We start from the raw sequence: 22,407 nt of genomic DNA, 5'->3' as shown, positions 1-22,407 counted from the left end.
TTAACCTCGAATTGGCCGCTGCGCAGTGGCGCATTACGGCACGCTGTAAGATGTGCCGATTATATCGGAGCTGATAGCAAAACGGGCGCTGACGCGCCCGTGTTGTGTTTATTAACTGCGCCAGCGCGGGGCTGGCGGCAGTTTGGGCGCTTAGATGCGGCGCGCCAACTCTTCAGCTTTACCCAGATAGCTGGCTGGGCTCAGCGCTTTGAGCTCATCTTTGGCTTGTTGCGGGATGTTCAGGCCTTCGATAAACACGGCCAGCGCTTCTTTGCTGATGCCGGTTTTGCCGCGAGTCAGCTCTTTCAGTTGCTCGTATGGATTTGGCACCCCGAAACGACGCATTACGGTCTGGATTGGCTCGGCCAGTACTTCCCAGTTGTCGTTCAGATCGGCCAGCATGGCATCACGATTGGCCATCAGTTTGTTCAGGCCTTTGAGTGCGGCCACATAACCCAGCAGCGAGTAACCCAGGCCAACACCCATATTGCGCAATACGGTCGAGTCGGTCAGGTCGCGCTGCCAGCGTGATACCGGCAGTTTCTGGCTCAGGTGGAACAATACCGCGTTGGCAATGCCGAGGTTACCTTCCGAGTTTTCAAAGTCGATCGGGTTTACTTTATGCGGCATGGTGGAAGAACCCACTTCGTTTTTGTTGACCTTCTGTTTGAAGAAGCCCAGCGAAATGTAGCCCCAGATGTCGCGGTTCATGTCGACCAGGATGGTGTTGGCACGGGCGAAATCATCATACAGCTCGCTCATGTAATCATGCGGCTCGATCTGGATGGTGTAGGGGTTGAAGGTGATGCCGAGGCTTTCTACAAAGCGTTGGCAGAAGCCTTCCCAATCAAAGCCAGGGTAAGCCGAAAGGTGGGCGTTGTAGTTACCCACGGCACCATTGATTTTGCCCAGCAGCTCAACCTTGCTGATGCGCTCCAGTTGGCGCTCCAGACGGAAGGCGATATTGGCCATTTCCTTACCCATGGTGGTTGGGGTAGCTGGCTGACCGTGGGTGCGGCTCATCATCGGGGCATCGGCCAGCTCGTGGGCCAGCTCTTTCAGTTTGGTGATGATTTCGGCGAGTTTAGGCAGCAGTACGGTTTCGCGCGCGCCTTTGAGCATCAGGGCGTGCGACAGATTATTAATGTCTTCCGAAGTACATGCGAAGTGAATGAATTCACTGGCGGCAGAGACTTCGGCATTGCCAGACAGACGCTCTTTGAGCCAGTATTCCACGGCTTTCACGTCATGGTTGGTGGTGCGCTCGATGGTTTTTACTTCCAGCGCGTGCTCGGTGCTAAATTGCGCAACCAGATTATCGAGCTCGGCAATGGTGGCGGCCGAGAAAGGCTTGATTTCGCTCAGGGCGGAATCACTGGCCAGCGCTTTGAGCCACGCCACTTCAACGGTAACGCGATTTTTAATCAGCGCGTATTCGCTAAAGTGCGCGCGCAGATCAGCCAGTTGTTTTTCATAGCGGCCGTCTAGCGGCGAAAGCGCGGTCAGTGCAGAAAGTTCCATAATGCCAACTCGTCCGTGAAGGGGTGATCGATCAAAAGCGGGATTTTAACACACTCGCCCTGCGCTGTTTGTCTTGCACGATTAAGGGGCTAAGCCCCAGCGGCTAGCCAGCGCTGCGGCGGCGGGGTGTGAATGGCGTAACTTATCCGCCATGCGGCGTGTAAGAATAAGTGACAAGCCCGACAATCGCATGAATAATGGCAATACCTTACAAAGAGCTCGCGACCTTGCTACAACGATAGCGGGCGACGGGCCTGCGCTGAGCTCACGGGAGAGACATAATAAGTACCTTGAGCGCGGTACCAAATTCGGATGGAGAGGCAATTTCGATGAGCGGTTTTACCCAACTCACCCCAGAATGGCAGGCATGGATTATTGAAAATCTGCAGCGTGGCTGTCTGGCCCAGTCGATTGTCGAAGTGATGATCGAAAAAGGCTTTGACCCGATGTTTGCCAACGCAGTGGTATTTCATTTTTCGACCACCACGCCGGCCACCCAGCCGGATGGGGCCGCGGCGTCACCGCAATAACACGGTGTTTCGCCTCGCAATAAAAAACCCTGTGCATCACACAGGGTTTTTTATTGTCCGCCGGCAGGCTTAGTTAAACAGCTGATGCCACCACAGGCGGATGGTATCCCACGCGCGGCCAAAGATATTGGCTTCTTCCACGTCTGCCACGGCCACCACGGTGCGCTCGCTCAGCACTTTGCCATCCAGTGAGATTTTCATCATGCCCACGGTTTGGCCGGCCTTGATCGGCGCTACCAGCGGCTGTTGGCTAGTAAGCTCTACTTTCAGCTTGGCGCCATCCCCTTTGGGTACGGTGATAAATTGATCGGCCATAAAGCCAACATCCACTTTATCGGCCTTGCCTTTCCAGACCGGCACTTGCCGCACAGCCTGTTTGGCGGCATAGAGTTTGGGCGTTTCAAAAAACTGCGTGCCCCAATTGAGTAATTTCGAGGATTCGGCCGCGCGTACTTCCGGGCTGGCGGTACCCACCACCACCGAAATCAGGCGGCGATTATCGCGGTGGGTTGAGGCCACCAGATTGTAGCCGGCGCTTTCGGTGTGACCGGTTTTCATGCCATCCACAAACGGGTCACGGTAGAGCAGCAAATTGCGGTTTGGCTGATTGATGTTGTTGTACTTGAATTCCTTGATCGAGTAGATGTGATAAAACTCGGGGAAATCATTGATGATGGCATTCGCCAGCCGCGCCAGATCGCTGGTGGTGACGTGCAGCGCCGGGTCGGGTAGGCCGGTGGAATTGGTAAAGTGCGAATCTTTCAGCCCCAGGCGTTTGGCTTCTACATTCATCATTTGGGCGAAGACTTCTTCGCTGCCCGCAATCGCCTCAGCCAAAGTCACGCAAGCATCGTTACCCGACTGCACGATCATGCCTTTGATCAGATCATCAACCGTGGCTGGCACTTTCGGATCGAGATACATCCGCGAGCCTTCGGTTTTCCAGCCTTTTTCGGATACCAGCAGGGTTTGCTCGAGCTTGAGTTTGCCAGCCTTAACCGCTTTAAAGGTCAGGTAGGCCGTCATCAGCTTGGTGAGGGAAGCCGGCTCGACTTTCATATCCGGATCACGAGCTGCGAGCACTTGGCCACTTTGCTTGTCGTAGAGGTAATACGATTTAGCGGCGATTTCGGGTACGGGCGGTACGAAAGCGTGAGCCAGTGAGCTGGCCAGCAGCGTGCCGATCAGGGCGCAAGAGAGGGCGGTACGACGCATGAGGATGATCTTTGCTGATGAAGGTTGACAGAAAAGGCGATTATACGCCCGAAACCAGCCCTACAGACCGCCCGATACGGGCTTTGTTCCGGTGTTTTTTGCCTTGTGCCGCAATAAAAAACCCAGCCGGGCCAGCCAGCTGGGGTGATGTTGCGGCAAAGCCCGCTAGCCGGCCTGCGCGCGGCGGATTAATACGGATAAGCCGGCGTGCTGGCCGAGAGATCGAGCCATTGTCCGCTGCCAACTTGATTGTATTTGTTGCGCGCCAGCGCATAAAACTGCTCAGGCAAAACGGCCAGCCCCAGATCGGCCACCGAATCCAGCGCGGTTTGGCCAACGCTGATACCGTACATGGCAAAAATCTGCCGCAAATCTTTGCCCACCAGCTTGGAGCTCAACACATACAGCAGGTCGGGGTTGCTGATGGTTTTGTTGGCAAAGCGGCTCATGGCAAATTTATTGCCGCTCTCCCACGCGTTATCCACTAGCCGGTTGCCCTTGGTGAGCAGGGTGAAGAAATCCAGCGTTTTTTCCATGCTCGGAATGCTCTCGCCAGCGCGGTAACGGCTAAACAGGAAGGCCAGCTGGAAATGCACCGCGCGCATGGGGTCTTGGCCATTATCCATATCCCAAAGCCGGGTTTGCATATCCATCACCTTGGCATTACCGCTCAGTCCGCTGGCGCGATTGGCGACAATATCGGCATACAGGCCCGGATGATCGGTGGTATGGCCAGTATCGATGCCGGCAATTTTGTATTGCCGCATCATATGGATGCTGGCGAGGATATTGTTATTGCACTCCACCACACAGCCTTTGCCGCCAAATTCAATGGTCATGACCCTGGGTACCGTGTTGTGGCCCAATTCGTGCGCGTGCCCCCAGCCAGTACCCCCGATTCCGGCAAAGCCATCCGATGGGTTACCCGAGCAGAGGTAGCCACAGGCGGCAATCCAGCCGACAAAATGCTGCACACTCGGCGCCCGATGCAGCGGGCCATCGCAGGTCCAGCCAAAGGTGCTGCACAAACTCGCCACCGTGCTGCTCATCGGCATATTGCTAAAGCCATTCGCCAGGTGATTGGAATCGAACAACAGGCCTTTGATCTGATCAATGACATAGGTTTGCGGGCTGAGGCTACCCATGGCTTGCTTGGCGTAATACATGGTTTGCTGGATCTCACCGCCTTCAAATTTGGCCGTTTGCCAGCCAAAGTCCGCGCGTTGCATTGCCGCGATGGCCTCGTCGATCTCGGCCTGATTGCTGGGCTTGGTGAAATCGAAGTGCGCATATTTGGCGCTGCCGCGGATTTTGAGCGTTACTGAGCGGCCAGCGGTGGCGCCGCTGTAATTCAGATACAGTGGCCCGCCAAATGGAGTCACAAAGGTTGTTTCGCCGCTGGCCTTGAGCGGAATGGCAAACGAATGCGGCCGGCGCGGGCGTTTGTAGCCTTCATTGACCGAGTCGGTGAGTGGGTTGCCATAGGCGCGCAGGTAGTTGGTCTGGATATTCAGTGCGCTAGCGCCACCGTTATCCACCACTTCGATGTACACCGGTTTGCCCGGAATCGCCGCACGGCCAATCGCGGTATTGCCACCACTCTGGCCGATGGTGACTTCGATGGTTTCCGCGCTACTGCTCACCGGCATGCTCTGCGCCGACACAGGCATAAAATCACCCTGCCCAGCTTTGCTCACCGTCGTATTGGTGCGGTTAAACACCAGCCATGAATCGGCAGCATAGGTGCGCAGAAAATCGCCGGGTGCGGTATCACGGTTGATCTTGCCGTATTGAATATCCTTGCGATACAGATCCGCCCACAGCACCAGCAGGCGATGCAGGTCGCTGGTGGGCTCCTGGAAAATATCCACGCCACGGCTTTGCAGGCTGGCCAGCGCATTGAATTGCTGGGTAATCGGCTGGGTGATGCTGCTATCGGTACTGAGCTGCAGTGCTGGTTTGGCCTGACCCATGGCGCGTAAAGTGCCAACCAACCCGCTCATTTGATCTAGCCGCGCAAGTAGGCCACTGCGGGTGGTGCTACTGCCGATCGAAACGCCGGCGGCTGGGGCAAAGTAATTGCCCGGATAATCACCCAGCTTCATGCCCATGCCGGCCAGAACGCTACGGCCACCGGCCGAGTCCGTCCAGCTGGGGTGCAGGTAGAGTACCGCTTTGCCTTGCTCGACATATTGGCGGACCTGATTGCTCAGCGCAGGGTCGTTGCGCACGCTACTGCCAAACACCAGCAAATCGGCGTTTTGCCAGCAGCTATTGCCGCTTTGGGTGAGATCGCAGCTGATGGCGTTACCGGTACTGCCGGCGCGGCTGAGCCAGCGGCTGACGGTATTGCTGTCATAGCCGGCGACGGCGTATTTCACCGGGCTGGGCAGCGCCGTGTCGGCATTGCCGGTGATCAGCCAGCGCATGGCGCGGGTAAAAAAGGCACTGTGCTGGGTTTCGCGGCTTTGGTTGGCTTGCCAATTGAGCATGTCTACGCCATAGCCCATCCCGCGGCCCCGACCATACTGGGCAATCGCTGCCATGCCGCTGCCATCGTCGGCCAATAACAGTGGCGTTGCCACGGTGGGCTGACCAATGCCGATTTCGCTGCTATTGGTCGTGAAATTCACGCTGAGATCAAGGGTGCCACCACCGAAGATACTGGTCAGTGCGCGGCTTTGCTGCTGTTGATAGCGCTCGGCCAGCTGGGTAGCCAGTTGCAAAAGCGTGGGCTGATCGGCGGCGCTGAGCAAATTGGGGTTGCCGGTTTGCAGCGCCAAAACCAGTGGGCTGGTGGCCGGTTGCTGCAGGCCGCTGTTATCCACTTGGTTGAGGGTTGGGCCGCTGCTACCACTTGGCGCGGCAGTGGCGCTCGGGCTGCCAGTGCCGACGTTGCCGCCACTGTTAGTACCGCCGCCGCCACCACCGGCACCACCGCCACAGCCGGCGAGCAGGCTTAGCAAGGCGAGGCTGGGCCATAATCGTTTGAATGCGCACATCATTGTCTTGTTCTATGGTCAGGTTAAGTTCGAGCGGCGCAGTTTAAGGATCATCAGTAAATGCTGATATGATAATGGCGCTCACTTTTATGACATTCGGGCAGCTTTATGAGCCAGATCACAACTTTTCCGCGCGGGCTACACACCCCCGAGTTGCGCCATTTGCAGCCGCTGTATCCGCTGCTGGCCAGCCGGCCCGAGGTATTGCAGGTGCTGGAAAGTCGCTTTGGGCTGCGTCGGGTCGAGGCCAGCTGTAGCGATACAATGCCCGGTGAGCTGGCTTTGCAATTGCATGAATACCTGCACGCCGCAGGCGCACCGCACATCCTGGTGCAGGTGGCGGCGGCGCTGGATCTGGGGGCGGGCAATGGGCTGCTGTATTTTTTGCGCAGCGCCAATACCGTCGCGCAGGCGGTAAATACCCTTGTGCAGCTGGGGCCGTTGTCGTTTCCGGATGGCAGCCTGACGCTGATCCTGACCGAAACCCAGTTCACCCTGCAGCTGCGCCCGCTGCTGCATGCCGAGCGCTTGGGGATGCTGCTGCGCTATGAGGCAATCTGTGTCTGGCTGGCGCGCTTGCTGGAGCATTTGCTGGCTGAGCCGCAGCCACCGCTGGCGGCCGCGTTGATGACGCAGGCGGTGCAGCCGGCGGAGCTCGCCCCGCATCTGCCGCACAACCTGAGCTGGCAAGCGCCTGCGTTTGCCCTCAGCTGGCCGATTGCGCTGTGGCAGCGCCCGCTGCCCAATGCCAGCGCCAGCCTCTGGGCCGCCTTGCAGCCGCATTTTCTGGCCGGGCTACAAGCCCAGCAGGCGGCCGACACCTTGGCTCAGCGTACTTGCCGCTATTTGCTGCCGGGTGAACGTTTGCGTTTGGCCGAGCAAGAAACCGTGGCCAAAGCGCTGGGCCTGAGCGTGGCGCAATACCGGCGGCAACTGGCGGCCGAGCAAACTTCGTTTAGCCGGCTGGTGCTGGAATTAAAACGCCGCGCCGCCGTGCAGTATCTGGTGGGCGAGCAAAGGCTGGAAGACATTGCCTGTGCCCTGGGCTTTGCCGAACGTAGCGCCTTTGAGCGTGCCTTTGTCGGTTGGTATGGCTGTACGGCCGCGCAATTTCGGCGCGCAGCGCAGCAGGGCGAGCGGGCGGCAGGCTTTATGGCCGTGGCGCCGGCGTGGCAGCGGCAGCGCTTAGCCGCGAAGCCGCTGAACGCGGCGCGTGTGCAGGCCTTGGCGCAGGTTAATCCCAAGCTGGCCTGCTTGCTGCTGGCTGAGTTGAATCAAGCCGAAAACGGCGCGCTAGGCCTGCGCCCGCTGGCTGAGGTGGCGACACTGCTACCGGCCAATAGTATTTGCGATGTTGGGTATGCCTCGCTAGCCAATGCAGATGAATGGCCGGAAGGAAATACCCCTGATTTACTTAGCGCGGCGCTGTTTTTGCGCGCCGTAGCGGCGAGCCTGGCGGTGCCGGCGGCTGAGCAGGAAGGCATTGAGTGGGCGGCGCAGGCTTGCCTGCTGGCCAGCACCAGTTTGGCCGGCGATTTGGCGCACCACAGCCGGGGGGCGCTGGTGCTGCTGGCGCAATGGGGTATGCCCGCGCCGGTGGTGCGCCGGCTGGGGCTATGGAGCCGCAACGAAGGGGCGGGCTATGCCGAGCTCAGCGCCGCGCTGGCCTGGCTGCAAGCCCGCACGCCGCCACCCGCGGCAGATTCGCGCTGGCCGGCCTTGTGGGCCGCGGTGTGCGGGCAGCTGCAGCATGCACAGCAAAGCCTCAGCGAACATTAGCCCACCGTGGTGGTTTGTCCGGCGGCGCATTGCAAGCTCGGTGCCGTGCACCTGCATGGTCGCTGCGGCTTAATCCGGCAGCTGGAATTCCCCGTGGCCAATGCTCCTAACCTTACCCCCTACCCGTATCTCGCCCTGCGCATTGATGTGTAAGCTCAAGCGGGCAATACGGTCGATGCCGTGCCCTTGCTCCATGGCGAGCTTGAGGGGCAGGGCGGCGTTTTCGGCCAGTAGCCAGCCGCCCAAATTGGCGCAGGCCGAACCGGTGCCAAAATCTTCGGCGGCCTGGCCGCGCTGGCTCCAGAAATAGCGCGCAATAATCCGCGTGGGGTCGGCCGGGTCGGCCGCCCACACTAGCGCACCCGAACGCCCTTCCTGATTGCAGGCTACAGCTTCAAATTGCGCCAGATTCAGCTGGCAAGCCGCCACGGCGACCGGGCTGGCGAGTGGCACAATCAATTGCTCGCTGCCGGTGTTTACAAAACGTGGCGTGCCGGCGATCGCGCTGGCGTTAAGCGACAGCGCGGCGGCAATCTCCTCGGCGCTAGGGCCGGCGCGATATTGCGGGGCATTGGCCTGCAAGGTCAGCAAATCGCCCTCGCGCGCCACCGGGATCACCCCGGCGCGGGTTTCCAGCGTGAGCAGCGGCCGCCCGGCGCCCAGCACAAAGGCCGTGCCTAAAGTCGGGTGGCCGGCAAAGGGCATTTCGTAGCTGGGCGTGAAAATCCGCACACTAGCATCGGCCACTTGGCTCGGGCCAGTGAAGGTAATTTCGGACAGATTCATCTGCTGGCCTAGGCGCGCCATGGTGCGCTCATCCAGCGGTTGTTCTGGCTGAAAAACCGCGAGCGGATTACCGCTCCACAGCTCGTCGGTCACAAAGACATTCACTACTTGATAGCGCAGTTGCGGCATGGCGGGCTCCGATGGGTGGATTGCCATCATACGGGGTCTGGGTGGGCTTGCTAAGCACAGTCGGCGCCTTTGCCAGACGATACAGTCGGCTCTCAGGGCAGGCCGCGGCGCACAGCGGGCCACCTTTAATCCCGAAAATGACACGCAGGCCACTGGGCACTTGTATAATGCACGGTTTCGCATCGTTTTCGCTAAATAGACCGCCATGATTCGTAAACTGATTGGCAAGGTGCTACGCCGTCCGGGTAAACGCATTTTGCATGCCAAACACTATGGCATTCGCCGTGAACAGCTCCATTCCGGGGCGCTGAAAGTCTGCGACAAGCTGCAGGATGCGGGTTATGAAGCCTATATCGTCGGCGGCGCGGTGCGTGATTTGCTGCTCGGCAAATCGCCCAAAGATTTTGATGTGGCCACTAGCGCCACGCCCGAGCAGGTACGGCATCTGTTTCACCGCTCGCGCATTATTGGCCGGCGCTTCCGGATTGTGCACGTGCCGTTTTACGATCGCGGTGGCGAAGAAATCATCGAGGTGACCACCTTCCGCGGTAGCGCCGATTCGCCCACCGATGCCACTGGCCGCATTATTCGCGACAATGTGTATGGCACGCTGGAAGACGACGCCTCGCGCCGCGATTTTACCGTCAATGCGCTGTATTACGACCCCAATAGCGATGAAATCATCGATTTCCACCACGGGGTGGAAGACCTGGAAAAACAGCAGCTGGTGATGATTGGCGACCCGGTCAAACGCTATCACGAAGACCCGGTGCGCATGCTGCGCGCCACGCGTTTGGCGGCGAAGCTGGGCTTACAGATTGCGGCGGATACCGCCAAGCCGATTAAAGAACATGCGCAATTGCTGGAAAACATTCCGCCGGCACGGCTGTTTGATGAAATGATGAAGGTCTTGCTCTCGGGCAAGGCCTGGGATTGCCTGCAGGCCATGCGCAATTACGGCCTGCATCGGCCGCTCTTTCCGCTGCTCGATAAACTGATGAGCCAGAAGGAAACCACGGCCTTTCTGAAACAGGCGCTGCTTAATACCGATCAGCGCTTGGCCGAAGACAAACCGGTGTCGGCCGGCTTTTTGTTTGCCACCTTGCTTTGGCATGAAGTGGAAGCCGGCTGGCAAAAGAAAGTGGCCGCGGGTGAGCACAAAGTACCAGCGCTGGTCGATGCTATGAACGATGTCGAAGCCAAAGTTACCAAACGCTTGTCGATTCCAAACCGCTATAGCGCGGCCATGAAAGAAATCTGGCTGTTGCAGCCACGCTTTGAGCAGCGCAGCGGGCAAAAGCCTTTCCGTATGCTGGAGCAACCGCGCTTTCGGGCGGCCTATGATTTCCTGCTTTTGCGCGCCGAATGCGGGCTGGTAGAAAAAGAGCTGGCCGACTGGTGGACGCAATTTCAAGTTTGCGACGACGGTACCCGCGAAGTGCTGGTGACCGAAGCGGTGGCCAGCGGTAAAGGCGGCGAAGTCGAGAAAAAACGCCGGCGCCGCACGCGGCATCGCCGCCCAGATGGCCGCCGTGGCGGCGGGCAGGGCGAGTAAGCCGGATGAGCATTGCCTATATCGCGCTGGGCGCCAATCTGGGCGACCCAGCTGCGCAATTGCGCCAAGCCATGGCCGCGATTGCGCAATTGCCGCACACCCAATTACTGGCCGGCTCCTCGCTGTATGCCAGTGCGCCCGTGGGTTATGCCGATCAGCCTGATTTTATTAATGCCGTTTGCGCAGTGCAGACCGAGCTCGCGCCCGCGGCGCTGCTGGCGGCGTTGTTGCAGATTGAGCAACAGCTAGGCCGCGAGCGCAGCTTTAAAAACGCGCCACGTACGCTGGATTTGGATGTCGTGCTGTACGACGCGCTGCAGCTTGATACCCCCGAGCTACAAATACCCCACCCGCGTATGCATCAGCGCGCCTTTGTTTTATTGCCTTTGCTAGAGATAGCCCCTGAGGTGGAGATTCCCGGTTTGGGGCCGGCGGCCGCCCTGATCGGGCAGGTGATTGATCAGGCACTGTATCGCCTCGATCCGGTCTAAGCCGGGTGGGCGGTTGTCGCCACATTGAATCAGGATCAAGCCCTGACACAAAAAGGGTCGATTTTCCACCCTGACTCCATTACGATCATGCAACGCACCATGAGTGCCCCTTTCAACGAAACGGCTTGATTACCCATCATGAAAACTACCCTTTCGACCCTGCGAAAAATGAAGCTCGATGGCGCCAAAATCGCCATGCTGACCTGCTATGACGCCAGTTTTGCCACCTTGCTGGATGAAGCCGGGGTGGACATCCTCTTGGTCGGGGATTCTTTAGGCAATGTGGTGCAAGGCCATAGCTCAACCCTGCCGGTGAGCATGGATGATATGGCTTACCACACGCAGGCGGTGGTGCGTGGCACCCAGAAAGCCATGGTGCTGGCCGATCTGCCCTTTGGCAGTTATCAGGTTTCGCACGCGCAAGCCTACGAAAACGCCGCCCGCCTGATGGCCGCCGGCGCGGAAATGGTGAAGCTGGAAGGTGGCGCCGTGATGGTCGAAACCGTCGATTTCCTGGTGCAGCGCGGAATTCCGGTCTGTGCCCACATCGGCCTGCAGCCGCAATCGGTGCACGTGTATGGCGGCTATAAGGTGCAGGGCAAAACCGAAACCGAAGCCGAAATCCTCAAGCGCGATGCGCTGGCGCTGCAAGCCGCCGGCGCTGCGATGGTGCTGATGGAAATGGTGCCCGCTAGCGTTGCGGCCGAGATTACCGAATCGCTGCACGTGCCGACCATCGGCATTGGCGCGGGCGTGCAGGTGGATGGCCAGGTGCTGGTGCTGCACGATATGCTGGGCGTGTATCCGGGCAAAAAAGCCCGCTTTGTAAAAAACTTCATGACCGGCGTGGGGAGTATTCAAGGCGCGGTAGAAAACTACGTGAAAGCGGTGAAGGCGCTGAGCTTCCCGGCCGAAGAGCATAGTTTCTAATTTAGCCACGCTGCATCTCCAAGCCTGCCCCCCATGCTCAGTCCTGCGCAACTTGCGCCCTATCTGGCCTTTAGCCCGGAGCTGGATGGCGATCATCCCGCCGTGGTGGCGTTAGCGCGCGAGCTAGCCGCCGATCAGCCGCCCGCGCGGCTGCTGATCGAGCGCAGCTTTGTCTGGGTGCGCGATCAAATTTGCCATTGCGTCGATGCTGGCCGCGAAGAAGTCCCGGTGAGCGCCAGCGAAACCCTGCTCCAGGGCACTGGTTTTTGCTATGCCAAAAGCCATTTGTTGGCGGCCTTGCTGCGCGCCAATCAAGTTGCTTGTGGCTTGGTCTATCAGCGCCTGACCTGGTCGGGCGAGGCGGCTCCGTTTTGCCTGCATGGCCTTAATGCCGTGTATTTGCCGGAGCTGGGCTGGTATCGGTTGGATGCGCGCGGCAATAGAAAACCGGGCGTGCACGCCCAATTTAGTCCGCCGCTTGAACAGCTGGCGTATCCGGTGCAATATCCGGGCGAATGTCTGTATCCCGGTGTGTATGCCCAGCCATGGCCGGAGCTGGTGCGCCAATTGCGCGCCTGTGCTTCAGTCAGCGCCTATCGGGCCGCACCGATTGATTGTTTTCCTCCTGCGAAATCTGACTTATGAAAATCATCCATACCATTGCCGAGCTGCGCGAGTGGCGTAAAACCGTGGGCACCGTGGCCTTTGTGCCGACCATGGGCAATTTGCATGCGGGGCATATGGCGCTGATCCAGGAAGCACGCCGTCAGGCGGCGCATACCGTGGTCAGTATCTTTGTTAATCGCCTGCAATTTGGTCAGGGCGAAGATTTTGAACGCTACCCGCGCACGCTGGAGGCCGATGCTGCGCTGATCACCGTCAATGGCGGGGTGGACGTGATTTTCGCGCCGGATGAAAAAGAGCTGTACCCGAATGTGATTCAGCAATATCAGGTGAACCCGCCAGCGATTGCCGACGAGCTGTGTGGCGCCTTCCGCCCCGGCCATTTCCGTGGCGTGGCCACGGTGGTGAGCAAGCTCTTTAATATTGTTGAGGCCGATGTCGCCTGTTTTGGCAAAAAAGATTACCAGCAGCTGGCAGTGATTCAGGGCATGGTGAATGACCTGAATATGCCGATTCGGATTGTGCCGGTGGATACGGGCCGCGCCGAAGACGGGCTGGCGCTGTCATCGCGCAATGGCTATTTGAATGAAGCCCAGCGCGCCGAAGCACCGCGGTTGTATTACCACCTCTGCCGGATGAAGCGGGCGATTGAGGCGGGCGAGCGCGATTATTCCAAGCTGGCCATCGAAACCGTGGCCGATCTGCGCGTGCGCGGCTGGCATGAGATTGATTACGTGGAAACCCGCAACGCGATTAGTCTCAAGCCCGCGGCCGCCGGGGATAAACAGCTGGTGATTCTGATCGCTGCTCGCCTTGGCACCACGCGCCTGATCGACAATATCGAAGTGCAGCTGGGCTAAGCGGTCGCGCTGAGTCTCTACGCCTTGGTTGGCGCAAGTTGCGGTAATGGCTTCGTGCCGTTGATCGATTGCAACGGAGTCATTCGCAGCCAATCCATTTATCGCTGAGTCAGCTGCCGTACTTTCCGTCAGCCGCGGACAGCATTAAACCAGCATCAAACCAAACAGACCGCCATGGCGGTCTGTTTTGCTCTGGGGTATGGCTAGCTAAGCCTTGGTTTGGATAGTGTTAGGGCTGGTACTGGCAGGGGTATCGCTACTGGCGCGAGGCAAGCTCACGGTATCGCCGGCCGGGATGCCTTCGCTGCGCCAGCGGGTAAATTCATCTTTGATGGTTTGGAAGGTTTGCTCGCTAATCTCGGGCAGCGTACCGCCCAGCGCCTGCTTGGCGGCGGCAAAGCCATCGGCGACAGCGGCTTCGATTTTATCCAGCTGGGCTGGATCATCACCTATCGCAAATTTGGCAAAGCTTAAAATCCGCTCGGCCACTTTGCGCACTCCGAATTCGCCATCTTCACCAATCGCCGCCTTGGCCGCATCGATGGTGCCCTGATCCACTTGCAGGCGCTGCTGGCCGCTGGCCACCAGATTCATCTGCAAGCCTTGCTGCTCGACCAGCGGGCGAATTAGATTGAGCATTTCATCCACTTTGCGTGCCGATTCGGTGAGCAGGGTTTCCAAATCGGGCGGCACAATACGTGGGTTTTTCGGATTACTGTAGGTGAGCGGTGCGCTGGGGCTTTCGCCGCGGAGGTCGACTTTTTCCTGTGGCGTGGTGGCGCTGGCCACCCGGACATTGACCCGCCCACGTTCGATCTGGGCGGCACTGGTATTCAAGCTAAGCGGGGATATTGAGGAAGCCATGATCCACTCCGGCAAACAGCAGCACTTGTATTATCAATAGCTTGGACGCACCCGGGGCGGCTGGGTGCCCGCTGGGCTGATCAGCGGCAGCATGGCTTGCCCAATAAGGTGAACGATCGTACACTTTGGTTTTTGGCCGCGGAGGCGGGTGTGCGCAAAATTATTCATATCGACTGCGATTGCTTTTACGCGGCGGTGGAAATGCGCGACCGGCCCGAATTACGCAGCCAGCCGATTGCGATTGGCGGTGCGCCCGATCAGCGCGGGGTGATCTCCACCTGCAATTATCCTGCCCGCCGCTTTGGTGTGCATTCGGCCATGCCGACCCGCACGGCTTTGCGGTTGTGCCCGCAGCTGGTGCTGCTGCCGCACGATTTTGCCCGCTATAAGGCCGCCTCACAGCAGGTGCAGGCGATTTTTCGTGACTACACCGAGCGCATTGAGCCGCTGTCGCTGGATGAGGCCTATCTTGATGTCACCGGGCTCAGTCATTGTCAGGGCAGCGCCACGTTGATGGCGCAGGAAATCCGCGCGCGGATCGAGGCTGAAGTGGGCATCACCGCCAGCGCCGGGATCGCGCCGAATAAACTCTTGGCCAAAATCGCCAGTGATTGGCGCAAGCCCAATGGCCAGTTTGTGATCACGCCCGAGGATGTCGCCGACTTTATGCCCAGCTTGCCGGTGGGCAAGCTATGGGGCATTGGCAAGGTCACCGCCGCGCGCTTAAGCCAGCTGGGGCTCAATACCTGTGCCGATGTGCAGGCCTGGCCGCAGGCCGAGCTGGTGCGGGTGCTGGGGCGGCTGGGCGAGGCGCTGTACTGGCAAGCGCGCGGGCAGGATGAGCGGCCGGTGGCGGTGCGTGAACAGCGCAAATCATTGTCAGTGGAGCACACCTACGCGCAGGATTTGCCTGATCTGGCCGCGTGTTTGGCGCAAATACCTACCCTGTATGCTGATTTTAGCCAGCGCCAGAGCCGCGCACAGGCCGATACCCCCCATAAAGCCTTTGTGAAAATCAAATTTCACGACTTCACCCAAACCACCATGGAATGCATCCAGCCGCAGCCCACACCAGCACTGTACGCGCAATTGCTGCAGCAAGCCTGGACACGCGGCGCCAAGCCCGTGCGTTTGCTGGGCTTGGGTGTGCGCTATGCCGAGCGCGAAGTGCCGCAGGGCTATACTCTGCCGCTGTGGCCGGAGCTTTTGAGCTAGCACCGGCCGCGCAAGGGCGAATTTGACACTGCTGTTGCAGTGCACTACCACACTCTGTATGGGGTCTTTCTGACGAACGCCGTCAAACTGCAAGGTGGGAGTGAATTCATGTTGGCTCGACTTAGCCTGCGGCGCTTTCTGGCGCTGATTTTGACCTTGTCGCTGGTGCTGGTGTTGGTGCTCAGCGGCATGGCTTATCGCACATTGCATAGCACGGCGGCTGCCGCTGATCGGATGGGCTTGGGCAAGGATGTGGTCGCCGATATTTTGCCGCCACCGCTGTATGTGGTGGAGGCCATGCTGGTCAGTCATCAGCTGGTGCGTGCGCCCGCCGCCGAGCGTAATGCGCTGCTGGCGACCTTGCAGCGGCTAGAGGGCGAATACCAGACGCGCAACCGCTATTGGGCTGAGCAGGAAGGCTTTAATCCCACTTTGCGTAATGCGTTGCTCGGGGCGCCGAAAACGGCGGGCGAGCAATTCTGGCAACTGCAGCACAGCCAGCTTTGGCCTGTCGCCAAAGCCGGTGATGAAGCGGCGATGTTGGCCGCGCTGGCGCGGCTGGAAAACATTTACGATCAGCATCGGCGCGGTATTGATGCGGTGGTGAAGCAGGGTAATGAGTTTGCCAGCGAAACGGCCAGCCAGCTGCGTGCAGCGGTGCAGACTGCCGATCAGGTGTTGCTGGGTCTGGGCCTCGTGGGCTTACTCTTGATGACGGGCTTGCTGTGGTTGCTGTATGGCGAAATGTTGCAGCGTTTGGGCGGCGATCCTTTGCAGGCCAAAGGTCTGGCGCAGCAATTGGCGCAAGGCGAATTGCTCCCCGCGCCACCGGCCTTGCGCGGGCAGGATCAGCATAGTGTGCTGGCCAGCTTGGTCGTGTTGCAACAGCAGCTTACGACCCAAATGCGGCTGCTATTTCGGCTGGCGCAGGGCGTACGGCAGGCCGCGAGCGAGATGACGCAAGCTGGGGATGGCATTCTGGCCGCTAGCGAGGCCCGCCAGCAGCGCGCCAATACCGTCACCGCCGTAACCGAGCAGCTGAATGATAATTCGCTGCAGGTCGAGCTGTTGTCGGTGCAGATACTGCAGCAGGTGGAAGCCACCGCCGGCCAGGCGGCGCAGGGCTTGCAGGCGGTGATGAGCTGCGAAGCTGAAATGCAAAGTATTGCCGGGCAGGCCACTGCGGCCAGCGATAAAGTGGTGCAGCTGGCTGCTGCTGGGCAGCAAATTCACGCCATTACCGGCACGATTAGCGAAATTTCCGAGCAGACTAATCTGCTTGCGCTCAATGCCGCGATTGAGGCCGCCCGTGCGGGCGAGCAAGGGCGTGGTTTTGCCGTGGTGGCCGACGAAGTGCGCAAACTCGCCCAGCGTACTGGCGAAGCTACCCACGAAATCAATCTGATTATTCAGGGGCTGGCCAAGCTGATCGAGGCCAATCAGCAAGCCATGGGCCAGATTATGGCCAGCACCCAAACTGGCTTGGCGCAAATGGCGCAGACCACCGAGCGTATTCAGGCTATTAGCGGCAGCGCCGAGCAGACTAGCGCTTCCACCCGGCAAATTGCCGCCGAAATCGCGGCGCAGCTGGCCAGTGTGGATGAGCAGCGGCAAGCGTTGGAAGGCTTGTTTGCGATACTGGCCGATGGTATGGAGCGGGTGAGCACGATGCGCTGCATCGGGCAGGATCTCAGTAGCCTAGGTGGTGAGCTGCAGCAGGGTATTGAGCGCTATCGCTTTGAGCACTGAGCCTACAGCGAGATACCCCGTTCCTTCTGTAGATAAAACTGCCGAAAGCCCAGCACCACCAGGCTGGCAAGCGCCACGCCGGCCACTAGATCCGTGAAGTAGTGTACGCCCAGTACCAATCGGGCCAGGCAGCTGGCCAAAACCCAGGTCACCGCCAGGCTCCACCACAGCGCTTGTTTGGCGGGGCGATGCCGGCTGGCAATGCTGGCCAGCACGGCGGCCAAGGTGCAGGCGGCCATGGCGTGCCCGCTGGGGAGCGAATAGCCACTGGCCTGCGCTAGTAGCGGCCCCCATTCTGGCCGGGGGCGGGCCAGCCACAGCTTGGCCAGCTGATTGCTGGCGCCGCAGGCCACCAGCGCCGCCAGCAAACCCCACGCCGCTGGCCGATCACGCCAATGGCGGATTAAGCCCAGCGCGGCCGCTGCGCCCAGTGCGGCCACACCCCAGCCACTACCCAAGGCTTGCAAGCCGCGCGCCGCGCTAATCGTTACGGCGTGACCGCCATAGAGGGCTTGGCCGACGGCCGCATCCAGCCATGCCAATTGCGGGTAAAAAGCAATCAAGGCTAGAAACAGCAGCGCGCAAGCGCTGGCTGGGATGAGCGGAAAAGGGTGTTTGGGCATGATGATTCTCCTGAGCGCGCCAGCTTAATGGCTGCGGCTCAGCTTGGCGCGGACATATTCACATCCGCGCCGCGGCAGGCGATGGCTCAGGCCTGAAGAATAAACACCGTTGGCCGCTTATTCAGTTGCGGCTCGGGGCGTTTTTTCCAGCTGGCGATATCCAGTGTGAGGATCTCCTGGCTGGGCAAGGTGAGATCGCAGGCCACGGTGAGCCGGGTGCCGGGCTTGAGGGTATCGCGCAGCGCGCTAAAGAGCGCCGGATTGCGATAGGGCGTTTCGATGAAAAGCTCGGCTTGGCCTTCTTTGGCGGAAATGGTTTCCAGCTGGCGGATGGTTTGCAGGCGCTGGCCGGCATCGGCCGGCAAATAGCCGTTGAAGCGAAATTTCTGCCCATTGGCGCCCGAGCCCATCAGCGCCAGTAGTAAGGATGATGGCCCGACCAGTGGCATCACGCGAACACCGCGTTGATGCGCCAATTGCACCAGGCGCGCGCCCGGGTCGGCCACGCCGGGGCAGCCTGCTTCGGAGAGTAGACCCACATCGTGGCCATCGAGCAGCGGTTGCAGGAGGGCGCTGACTTCCTGTGGCTTGGTGTGCTCCGAGAGCTCGGCCATGCTCAGGCTGCGTAATTCATGCGGAGTGCCAAATAGCTTCAGATGCGCGCGGGTGGTTTTGGCGTTTTCCACCACAAAATGCGTCAGCGTACGGGCGATGTGGATTACCTCGGGCGGCAAAATGTGCTCAAGGGTGTCGCCGCCCAGCGGTACAGGAATTAAATAAAGGGTGCCGGCCATGATGGTTTCGCTTGGCTGTCGGGTATTGCTCTGCGGGCATTGATTCATATTGCTTGCAGAGCAATACCCTGGGGGTTAAAGAAGGGCGAACTGCTCGGCGTTCAGCATGCTCACCAGCTCGATCAGCGGCAGGCCGATGATGGCGGCCGGATCGCGGCCTTCGATGCTGGCAATCATCACCACGCCCAGGCCTTCGGTTTTGGCGCTGCCGGCGCAGTTGTACGGCTGTTCGCGCTGTAAATAACTTTCAATCTGCGCGTCGGTATAATTGCGCATGGTGACGCGAGTGATGTCGACCACGCTCTGGGTTTGGCCTGTGGCGGTGTTATGCAGGGCCAAGGCCGTATGAAAATCAATGCTTTGCCCACGCATGGCTTGCAATTGCGCCACGGCCCGCGCGTGCGTGCCGGGCTTGCCCAGTTGCTCGCCATTCAGTAGCGCCACTTGGTCAGAGCCGATAATCAGGCTGGCGGGAAAGCGTGCTGCCAGGGCTTGTGCTTTGGCAATCGCCAGCCGCTCGCTGGTTTGGGCGGCGGTTTCGCCGGACAGCGGGGTTTCATCCACTTCGGGTGCGGCCACCTCAAAGGGTACGCCCAAACGGCTGAGTAACTCCTTGCGGTAGACCGAGGTCGAGGCCAGAACCAGCCGGGGCGCAGGATGGGCTTGTTTTTGCATAAGAAATGTTCACCTTTTGCGGTCGACGCGCAATTGACACGGGTAGGTGCGCATTATATCATGCGCGGTTTCCGGTTCTACGCGGCAGCCAAGATGACTGTGATTCATAGCGCGGAATTTGCGCAAGAAGCTAAAGAACTCAAGGGTTCGATACCACTTGCCCAGCTTTCCCGCCTTCACGATCAGCTGGCCGATACGTCAGGTGAAGTGCACTGGCATATCGAAGGCGGCGTGGATCGATTGCAACGCTTGTGGCTTTATTTGGAAGTAACAGGTGATTTGCAGTTGGTCTGCCAACGCTGTCTGACCGGGGTGCCGTGGCCGCTGCATAGCGAGACCGTACTGACTCAGTTTACTAGCGAGGCGGACATCGACGAGGCGGAAGCCATCGATGAAGACCTAGAAGGTATGCTGATTGATCCAGCGCTGGATATTGAGGCGTTGGTCGAAGACGAAATCTTGCTGGCCTTGCCGATTGCGCCCACGCATACGCAATGCAGTGACAAAGACGCGCTGGCCAAATTGGCGAGCGATAAACCGAATCCGTTTGCAGTCCTGGCTCAGTTGAAAACCAGGAAAGCGGAATGACAACTGAGTATTAAGGAGTATTAACATGGCCGTTCAACAGAATAAAAAATCACCTTCTAAACGTGGTATGCACCGCGCTCACGACTTCCTGTCAGCTCCAGCTGTATCTGTTGATCCAGCAACTGGCGAAGTTCATCGCCCACACCACATTTCTCCAAACGGCTTCTACAAAGGCCGTCGCGTAATCAAGGCTAAAGGCGAGTAATTCGCGGCTTTGATTGCCTCTCTAAGCTTTGCTTAGCCTAGCGGCGCAAGTGAGACCTCTCGCTTGCGCCGTTCGTCGTTTTACAAGCACAAGCGAGTACACTGGTGCGCCCATGTCATGATGAGGCAGCCAGTCCAGCCTGAGTTTTTCCGTGTGAAAAGTCTCGGCGCTGGTTTTTCTTGGTATTTTCCGGTCGGGCGTAGCGTCAGGCTGGGTGGGATTTCAGATGGACATTACCGTTGCAGTAGATGCCATGGGTGGCGATCACGGAACGCATGTTACCGTGCCGGCCGCCTTGCGTTTTTTGCGCGATAACCCCGATGTGAATATCGTGTTGGTGGGCCTGCCGGATGCGCTGGCCGCCGAGCTGATCGCGCACAAGGTCGAAGTGGGGCCGCGCCTGCGCATTCATCCGGCATCCGAAGTCGTGGCGATGGATGAATCGCCGCAGCTAGCCATGAAAAACAAAAAAGACTCGTCGATGCGCGTGGCGATCAATCTGGTGAAATCGGGTGAAGCCAATGCGTGCGTGTCCGCCGGCAATACCGGCGCCTTGATGGCCACGGCGCGTTTTGTGCTCAAGACCATTCCGGGGATTGATCGTCCGGCGATTGCCAGCCTGATGCCGACCATGAAAGGCAGCGAAACGCTGATGCTGGATCTGGGCGCGAATGTCGATTCGTCGCCAGAGCAGCTGACGCAGTTTGCGATCATGGGCTCGGCCATGTATGGCGCGATCAAGCAAAGCGCTAGCCCAACGGTGGGCCTCTTGAATGTTGGCTCGGAAGACATCAAGGGCAATGAAGTGGTGAAGGCCGCCACCGAGCTATTGCGACAAACCCGGTTGAATTTCGCCGGTTATGTTGAAGGCAATGACATCTACAAGGGTACCGTGGATGTGGTGGCCTGTGATGGCTTTACCGGCAATATCACGCTCAAGGCTTCTGAAGGCGTGGCGCAAATGTTCAGTACCTACCTGAAAGCCGAATTTAGCCGCAGCTGGCTCAGCAAGCTGATGGCCATGGTGGCCATGCCGGTATTGAAAGGATTTAAACGCAAGCTCGATCCGCGTCGCTACAACGGTGCGTCATTTCTGGGCTTGCGCGGCATCGTGGTGAAAAGCCACGGCGGTGCCGATTCAGTGGCATTTTACTGGGCGCTGGCTCAGGCCGTTGAGGAAGCCCGCGCCGGTCTGATTCAGCGTATTACCGATCAGGTGCAGCAAGAGCTGCAGCACCTTCAAGCCGCAGATGCGGCTGTTCCGAACGCATAAAGCCAAGGGGGCGTTGTGATTTATTCCCGCATAGCCGGCACGGGCTCGTACCTGCCAGAACGCATCCTCACCAACCACGAGCTGGCGCAGTCGGTGGACACTAGCGATGAGTGGATTGTGAGCCGGACCGGGATTTCGGCCCGCCATATCGCAGCGGATGATCAGTTAACTTCCGACCTGGCCCTGATCGCCGTGGAGCGGGCCATCGAAAGTGCTGGCATCGCACGGGAAGACATCGATCTGCTGATCGTGGCCACCACCACCCCGGATAATATTTTCCCATCGACGGCATGTCTCTTGCAGGACAAGCTCGGTCTGCACGGCTTTCCGGCCTTTGATGTGCAGGCGGTCTGCGCGGGGTTTGCCTATGCCCTGACCACGGCCAATGCCATGATCAAAAGCGGTGCGGCCAAATGCGCGGTGGTCGTGGGGGCCGAGAAGCTCTCCAACCTGATTAATTGGCAAGATCGCGCTACCTGCATTTTGTTTGGCGATGGTGCGGGCGCGGTGGTGCTCACGGCGTCTGCTGAGCCTGGCATTCTGGCGACCAAGCTGCACGCCGATGGCCGCTATAACGGCATCCTGAAAACCGCGGCGCGCCCGAAACAAGGCGTGCTCGACGGTGAGCCGTGGATCTATATGGAAGGCAATGCCGTCTTCAAATTCGCCGTGCGGGCGCTGGCCGATGTGGCCGAGGCTACGCTGGCTGAGGCGGGCTTGCAGAAAAGCGATATCGACTGGCTGGTGCCGCACCAAGCCAATGTGCGCATTATCGAATCCACTGCCAAGCATCTGGGCATGAGCATGGACAATGTGATTGTTACGCTGGCTCAGCAAGGTAATACCTCGGCGGCTTCGATTCCGCTGGCGCTGGATCATGGTATCCGCACTGGCAAAATCCAGCGCGGCCAAACCCTGTTAATGGAAGGGATTGGCGGCGGGTTTGCCTGGGGCGCTATTCTGGCCAAGTACTAAATCCAACGGCGCCATCAGCGCCGT

21 protein-coding genes are annotated in these 22,407 nt (G+C 59.2%); 13 read left to right on the top strand and 8 right to left on the bottom strand.

Translation table 11 applies throughout. The annotated features are described in order from the left end of the window. Positions 1–150: 150 nt before the first annotated feature. Positions 151–1,521 carry an adenylosuccinate lyase gene (gene purB, locus QV747_RS14290; protein WP_273431897.1) on the bottom strand — a complete coding sequence of 457 codons (1,371 nt, stop codon included), beginning with the start codon at positions 1,519–1,521 and terminating at the stop codon, positions 151–153. 329 nt (positions 1,522–1,850) lie between these two features. Here purB and QV747_RS14285 point away from each other — a divergent pair, with 329 nt between their 5' ends. Then, positions 1,851–2,051 (top strand): hypothetical protein, encoded by a 201-nt coding sequence (locus QV747_RS14285; RefSeq protein ID WP_028449798.1) that lies wholly within the window; start codon positions 1,851–1,853, stop codon positions 2,049–2,051. A gap of 69 nt (positions 2,052–2,120) precedes the next feature. Here the strand turns inward: QV747_RS14285 and QV747_RS14280 are convergent, their stop codons facing one another. Together QV747_RS14280 and QV747_RS14275 are read right to left on the bottom strand one after the other, a co-directional pair. Continuing rightward, complete coding sequence (locus QV747_RS14280) at positions 2,121–3,266, bottom strand: D-alanyl-D-alanine carboxypeptidase family protein (RefSeq protein ID WP_273431899.1); 1,146 nt, start codon at positions 3,264–3,266, stop codon at positions 2,121–2,123. A gap of 188 nt (positions 3,267–3,454) precedes the next feature. Then, a complete protein-coding gene (locus tag QV747_RS14275) occupies positions 3,455–6,271 on the bottom strand; it encodes an ImpA family metalloprotease (protein WP_273431901.1) in 2,817 nt (938 codons plus the stop codon). A 105-nt stretch (positions 6,272–6,376) separates the two neighbouring features. Here QV747_RS14275 and QV747_RS14270 point away from each other — a divergent pair, with 105 nt between their 5' ends. Continuing rightward, a complete protein-coding gene (locus tag QV747_RS14270) occupies positions 6,377–8,047 on the top strand; it encodes an AraC family transcriptional regulator (RefSeq protein WP_273431903.1) in 1,671 nt (556 codons plus the stop codon). 69 nt (positions 8,048–8,116) lie between these two features. Here QV747_RS14270 and QV747_RS14265 read toward each other — a convergent pair whose 3' ends face one another. Continuing rightward, positions 8,117–8,962: a PhzF family phenazine biosynthesis protein gene (locus QV747_RS14265; RefSeq protein WP_273431906.1), complete on the bottom strand. Its 846-nt coding sequence runs from the start codon at positions 8,960–8,962 to the stop codon at positions 8,117–8,119. A 205-nt stretch (positions 8,963–9,167) separates the two neighbouring features. Here QV747_RS14265 and pcnB point away from each other — a divergent pair, with 205 nt between their 5' ends. The 5 genes from pcnB (at position 9,168) to panC (ending at position 13,422) form a co-directional block, all read left to right on the top strand. Then, positions 9,168–10,517, top strand: a complete 1,350-nt coding sequence (pcnB, locus tag QV747_RS14260) for a polynucleotide adenylyltransferase PcnB (protein WP_273431908.1) — start codon at positions 9,168–9,170, stop codon at positions 10,515–10,517. Positions 10,518–10,522: 5 nt separating this feature from the next. Further along, positions 10,523–11,008, top strand: coding sequence for a 2-amino-4-hydroxy-6-hydroxymethyldihydropteridine diphosphokinase (gene folK, locus QV747_RS14255; protein ID WP_047393556.1), 486 nt, complete (start codon positions 10,523–10,525; stop codon positions 11,006–11,008). A gap of 138 nt (positions 11,009–11,146) precedes the next feature. After that, positions 11,147–11,938, top strand: coding sequence for a 3-methyl-2-oxobutanoate hydroxymethyltransferase (gene panB / locus QV747_RS14250; protein WP_273431910.1), 792 nt, complete (start codon positions 11,147–11,149; stop codon positions 11,936–11,938). 33 nt (positions 11,939–11,971) lie between these two features. Continuing rightward, positions 11,972–12,583, top strand: a complete 612-nt coding sequence (locus QV747_RS14245; RefSeq protein ID WP_273431913.1) for a transglutaminase family protein — start codon at positions 11,972–11,974, stop codon at positions 12,581–12,583. After that, a complete protein-coding gene (gene panC / locus QV747_RS14240) occupies positions 12,580–13,422 on the top strand; it encodes a pantoate--beta-alanine ligase (protein ID WP_273431916.1) in 843 nt (280 codons plus the stop codon). Before QV747_RS14245 ends, panC begins: the two co-directional genes overlap by 4 nt. 207 nt (positions 13,423–13,629) lie before the next feature. Here the strand turns inward: panC and QV747_RS14235 are convergent, their stop codons facing one another. Further along, positions 13,630–14,286, bottom strand: a complete 657-nt coding sequence (locus QV747_RS14235; RefSeq protein ID WP_273431919.1) for a hypothetical protein — start codon at positions 14,284–14,286, stop codon at positions 13,630–13,632. Between the two features lie 150 nt (positions 14,287–14,436). Here QV747_RS14235 and dinB point away from each other — a divergent pair, with 150 nt between their 5' ends. Together dinB and QV747_RS14225 are read left to right on the top strand one after the other, a co-directional pair. Then, positions 14,437–15,501, top strand: a complete 1,065-nt coding sequence (dinB, locus tag QV747_RS14230) for a DNA polymerase IV (RefSeq protein ID WP_273431921.1) — start codon at positions 14,437–14,439, stop codon at positions 15,499–15,501. Positions 15,502–15,609: 108 nt separating this feature from the next. After that, complete coding sequence (locus tag QV747_RS14225) at positions 15,610–17,250, top strand: methyl-accepting chemotaxis protein (RefSeq protein ID WP_273431923.1); 1,641 nt, start codon at positions 15,610–15,612, stop codon at positions 17,248–17,250. 2 nt (positions 17,251–17,252) lie between these two features. On the opposite strand, the gene QV747_RS14220 is transcribed toward QV747_RS14225, so the two are convergent. The 3 genes from QV747_RS14220 to QV747_RS14210 all read right to left on the bottom strand — a co-directional run bounded on the left by QV747_RS14220 (position 17,253) and on the right by QV747_RS14210 (position 19,342). Then, positions 17,253–17,873 carry a phosphatase PAP2 family protein gene (locus tag QV747_RS14220; RefSeq protein ID WP_273431926.1) on the bottom strand — a complete coding sequence of 207 codons (621 nt, stop codon included), beginning with the start codon at positions 17,871–17,873 and terminating at the stop codon, positions 17,253–17,255. Positions 17,874–17,959: 86 nt separating this feature from the next. Then, entirely contained in the window at positions 17,960–18,667 is a 708-nt protein-coding gene (locus tag QV747_RS14215; protein ID WP_047393549.1) for an SAM-dependent methyltransferase, read from the bottom strand. Positions 18,668–18,742: 75 nt separating this feature from the next. Further along, positions 18,743–19,342: a Maf family nucleotide pyrophosphatase gene (locus QV747_RS14210; RefSeq protein WP_273431929.1), complete on the bottom strand. Its 600-nt coding sequence runs from the start codon at positions 19,340–19,342 to the stop codon at positions 18,743–18,745. Positions 19,343–19,435: 93 nt separating this feature from the next. Between QV747_RS14210 and QV747_RS14205 the strand changes: the two genes are divergently transcribed. The 4 genes from QV747_RS14205 (at position 19,436) to QV747_RS14190 (ending at position 22,383) form a co-directional block, all read left to right on the top strand. Next, positions 19,436–19,930, top strand: coding sequence for a DUF177 domain-containing protein (locus QV747_RS14205; protein WP_028449813.1), 495 nt, complete (start codon positions 19,436–19,438; stop codon positions 19,928–19,930). Between the two features lie 25 nt (positions 19,931–19,955). After that, positions 19,956–20,135: a 50S ribosomal protein L32 gene (gene rpmF, locus QV747_RS14200; protein ID WP_081986560.1), complete on the top strand. Its 180-nt coding sequence runs from the start codon at positions 19,956–19,958 to the stop codon at positions 20,133–20,135. 226 nt (positions 20,136–20,361) lie between these two features. Further along, positions 20,362–21,408 carry a phosphate acyltransferase PlsX gene (gene plsX, locus QV747_RS14195; protein WP_273431931.1) on the top strand — a complete coding sequence of 349 codons (1,047 nt, stop codon included), beginning with the start codon at positions 20,362–20,364 and terminating at the stop codon, positions 21,406–21,408. 15 nt (positions 21,409–21,423) lie between these two features. Beyond that, positions 21,424–22,383 carry a beta-ketoacyl-ACP synthase III gene (locus QV747_RS14190; protein WP_028449815.1) on the top strand — a complete coding sequence of 320 codons (960 nt, stop codon included), beginning with the start codon at positions 21,424–21,426 and terminating at the stop codon, positions 22,381–22,383. Positions 22,384–22,407: the final 24 nt, after the last annotated feature.

The organism is uncultured Chitinibacter sp., from assembly GCF_945957625.1.
Classification (GTDB): domain Bacteria; phylum Pseudomonadota; class Gammaproteobacteria; order Burkholderiales; family Chitinibacteraceae; genus Chitinibacter; species Chitinibacter tainanensis.
This window is presented reverse-complemented; position numbering and strand designations above follow the sequence as displayed.

What these genes read in the sequence shown, in the direction of transcription:
- purB (WP_273431897.1), bottom strand. Translation starts at nt 1,521, where the DNA reads ATGGAACTTTCTGCACTGACCGCGCTTTCGCCGCTAGACGGCCGCTAT.
- folK (WP_047393556.1), top strand. Translation starts at nt 10,523, where the DNA reads ATGAGCATTGCCTATATCGCGCTGGGCGCCAATCTGGGCGACCCAGCT.
- rpmF (WP_081986560.1), top strand. Translation starts at nt 19,956, where the DNA reads ATGGCCGTTCAACAGAATAAAAAATCACCTTCTAAACGTGGTATGCAC.
- QV747_RS14215 (WP_047393549.1), bottom strand. Translation starts at nt 18,667, where the DNA reads ATGGCCGGCACCCTTTATTTAATTCCTGTACCGCTGGGCGGCGACACC.
- QV747_RS14225 (WP_273431923.1), top strand. Translation starts at nt 15,610, where the DNA reads ATGTTGGCTCGACTTAGCCTGCGGCGCTTTCTGGCGCTGATTTTGACC.
- QV747_RS14270 (WP_273431903.1), top strand. Translation starts at nt 6,377, where the DNA reads ATGAGCCAGATCACAACTTTTCCGCGCGGGCTACACACCCCCGAGTTG.
- QV747_RS14235 (WP_273431919.1), bottom strand. Translation starts at nt 14,286, where the DNA reads ATGGCTTCCTCAATATCCCCGCTTAGCTTGAATACCAGTGCCGCCCAG.
- QV747_RS14245 (WP_273431913.1), top strand. Translation starts at nt 11,972, where the DNA reads ATGCTCAGTCCTGCGCAACTTGCGCCCTATCTGGCCTTTAGCCCGGAG.
- QV747_RS14265 (WP_273431906.1), bottom strand. Translation starts at nt 8,962, where the DNA reads ATGCCGCAACTGCGCTATCAAGTAGTGAATGTCTTTGTGACCGACGAG.
- QV747_RS14220 (WP_273431926.1), bottom strand. Translation starts at nt 17,873, where the DNA reads ATGCCCAAACACCCTTTTCCGCTCATCCCAGCCAGCGCTTGCGCGCTG.
- QV747_RS14285 (WP_028449798.1), top strand. Translation starts at nt 1,851, where the DNA reads ATGAGCGGTTTTACCCAACTCACCCCAGAATGGCAGGCATGGATTATT.
- QV747_RS14210 (WP_273431929.1), bottom strand. Translation starts at nt 19,342, where the DNA reads ATGCAAAAACAAGCCCATCCTGCGCCCCGGCTGGTTCTGGCCTCGACC.
- QV747_RS14205 (WP_028449813.1), top strand. Translation starts at nt 19,436, where the DNA reads ATGACTGTGATTCATAGCGCGGAATTTGCGCAAGAAGCTAAAGAACTC.
- panB (WP_273431910.1), top strand. Translation starts at nt 11,147, where the DNA reads ATGAAAACTACCCTTTCGACCCTGCGAAAAATGAAGCTCGATGGCGCC.
- QV747_RS14275 (WP_273431901.1), bottom strand. Translation starts at nt 6,271, where the DNA reads ATGATGTGCGCATTCAAACGATTATGGCCCAGCCTCGCCTTGCTAAGC.
- panC (WP_273431916.1), top strand. Translation starts at nt 12,580, where the DNA reads ATGAAAATCATCCATACCATTGCCGAGCTGCGCGAGTGGCGTAAAACC.
- pcnB (WP_273431908.1), top strand. Translation starts at nt 9,168, where the DNA reads ATGATTCGTAAACTGATTGGCAAGGTGCTACGCCGTCCGGGTAAACGC.
- plsX (WP_273431931.1), top strand. Translation starts at nt 20,362, where the DNA reads ATGGACATTACCGTTGCAGTAGATGCCATGGGTGGCGATCACGGAACG.
- QV747_RS14280 (WP_273431899.1), bottom strand. Translation starts at nt 3,266, where the DNA reads ATGCGTCGTACCGCCCTCTCTTGCGCCCTGATCGGCACGCTGCTGGCC.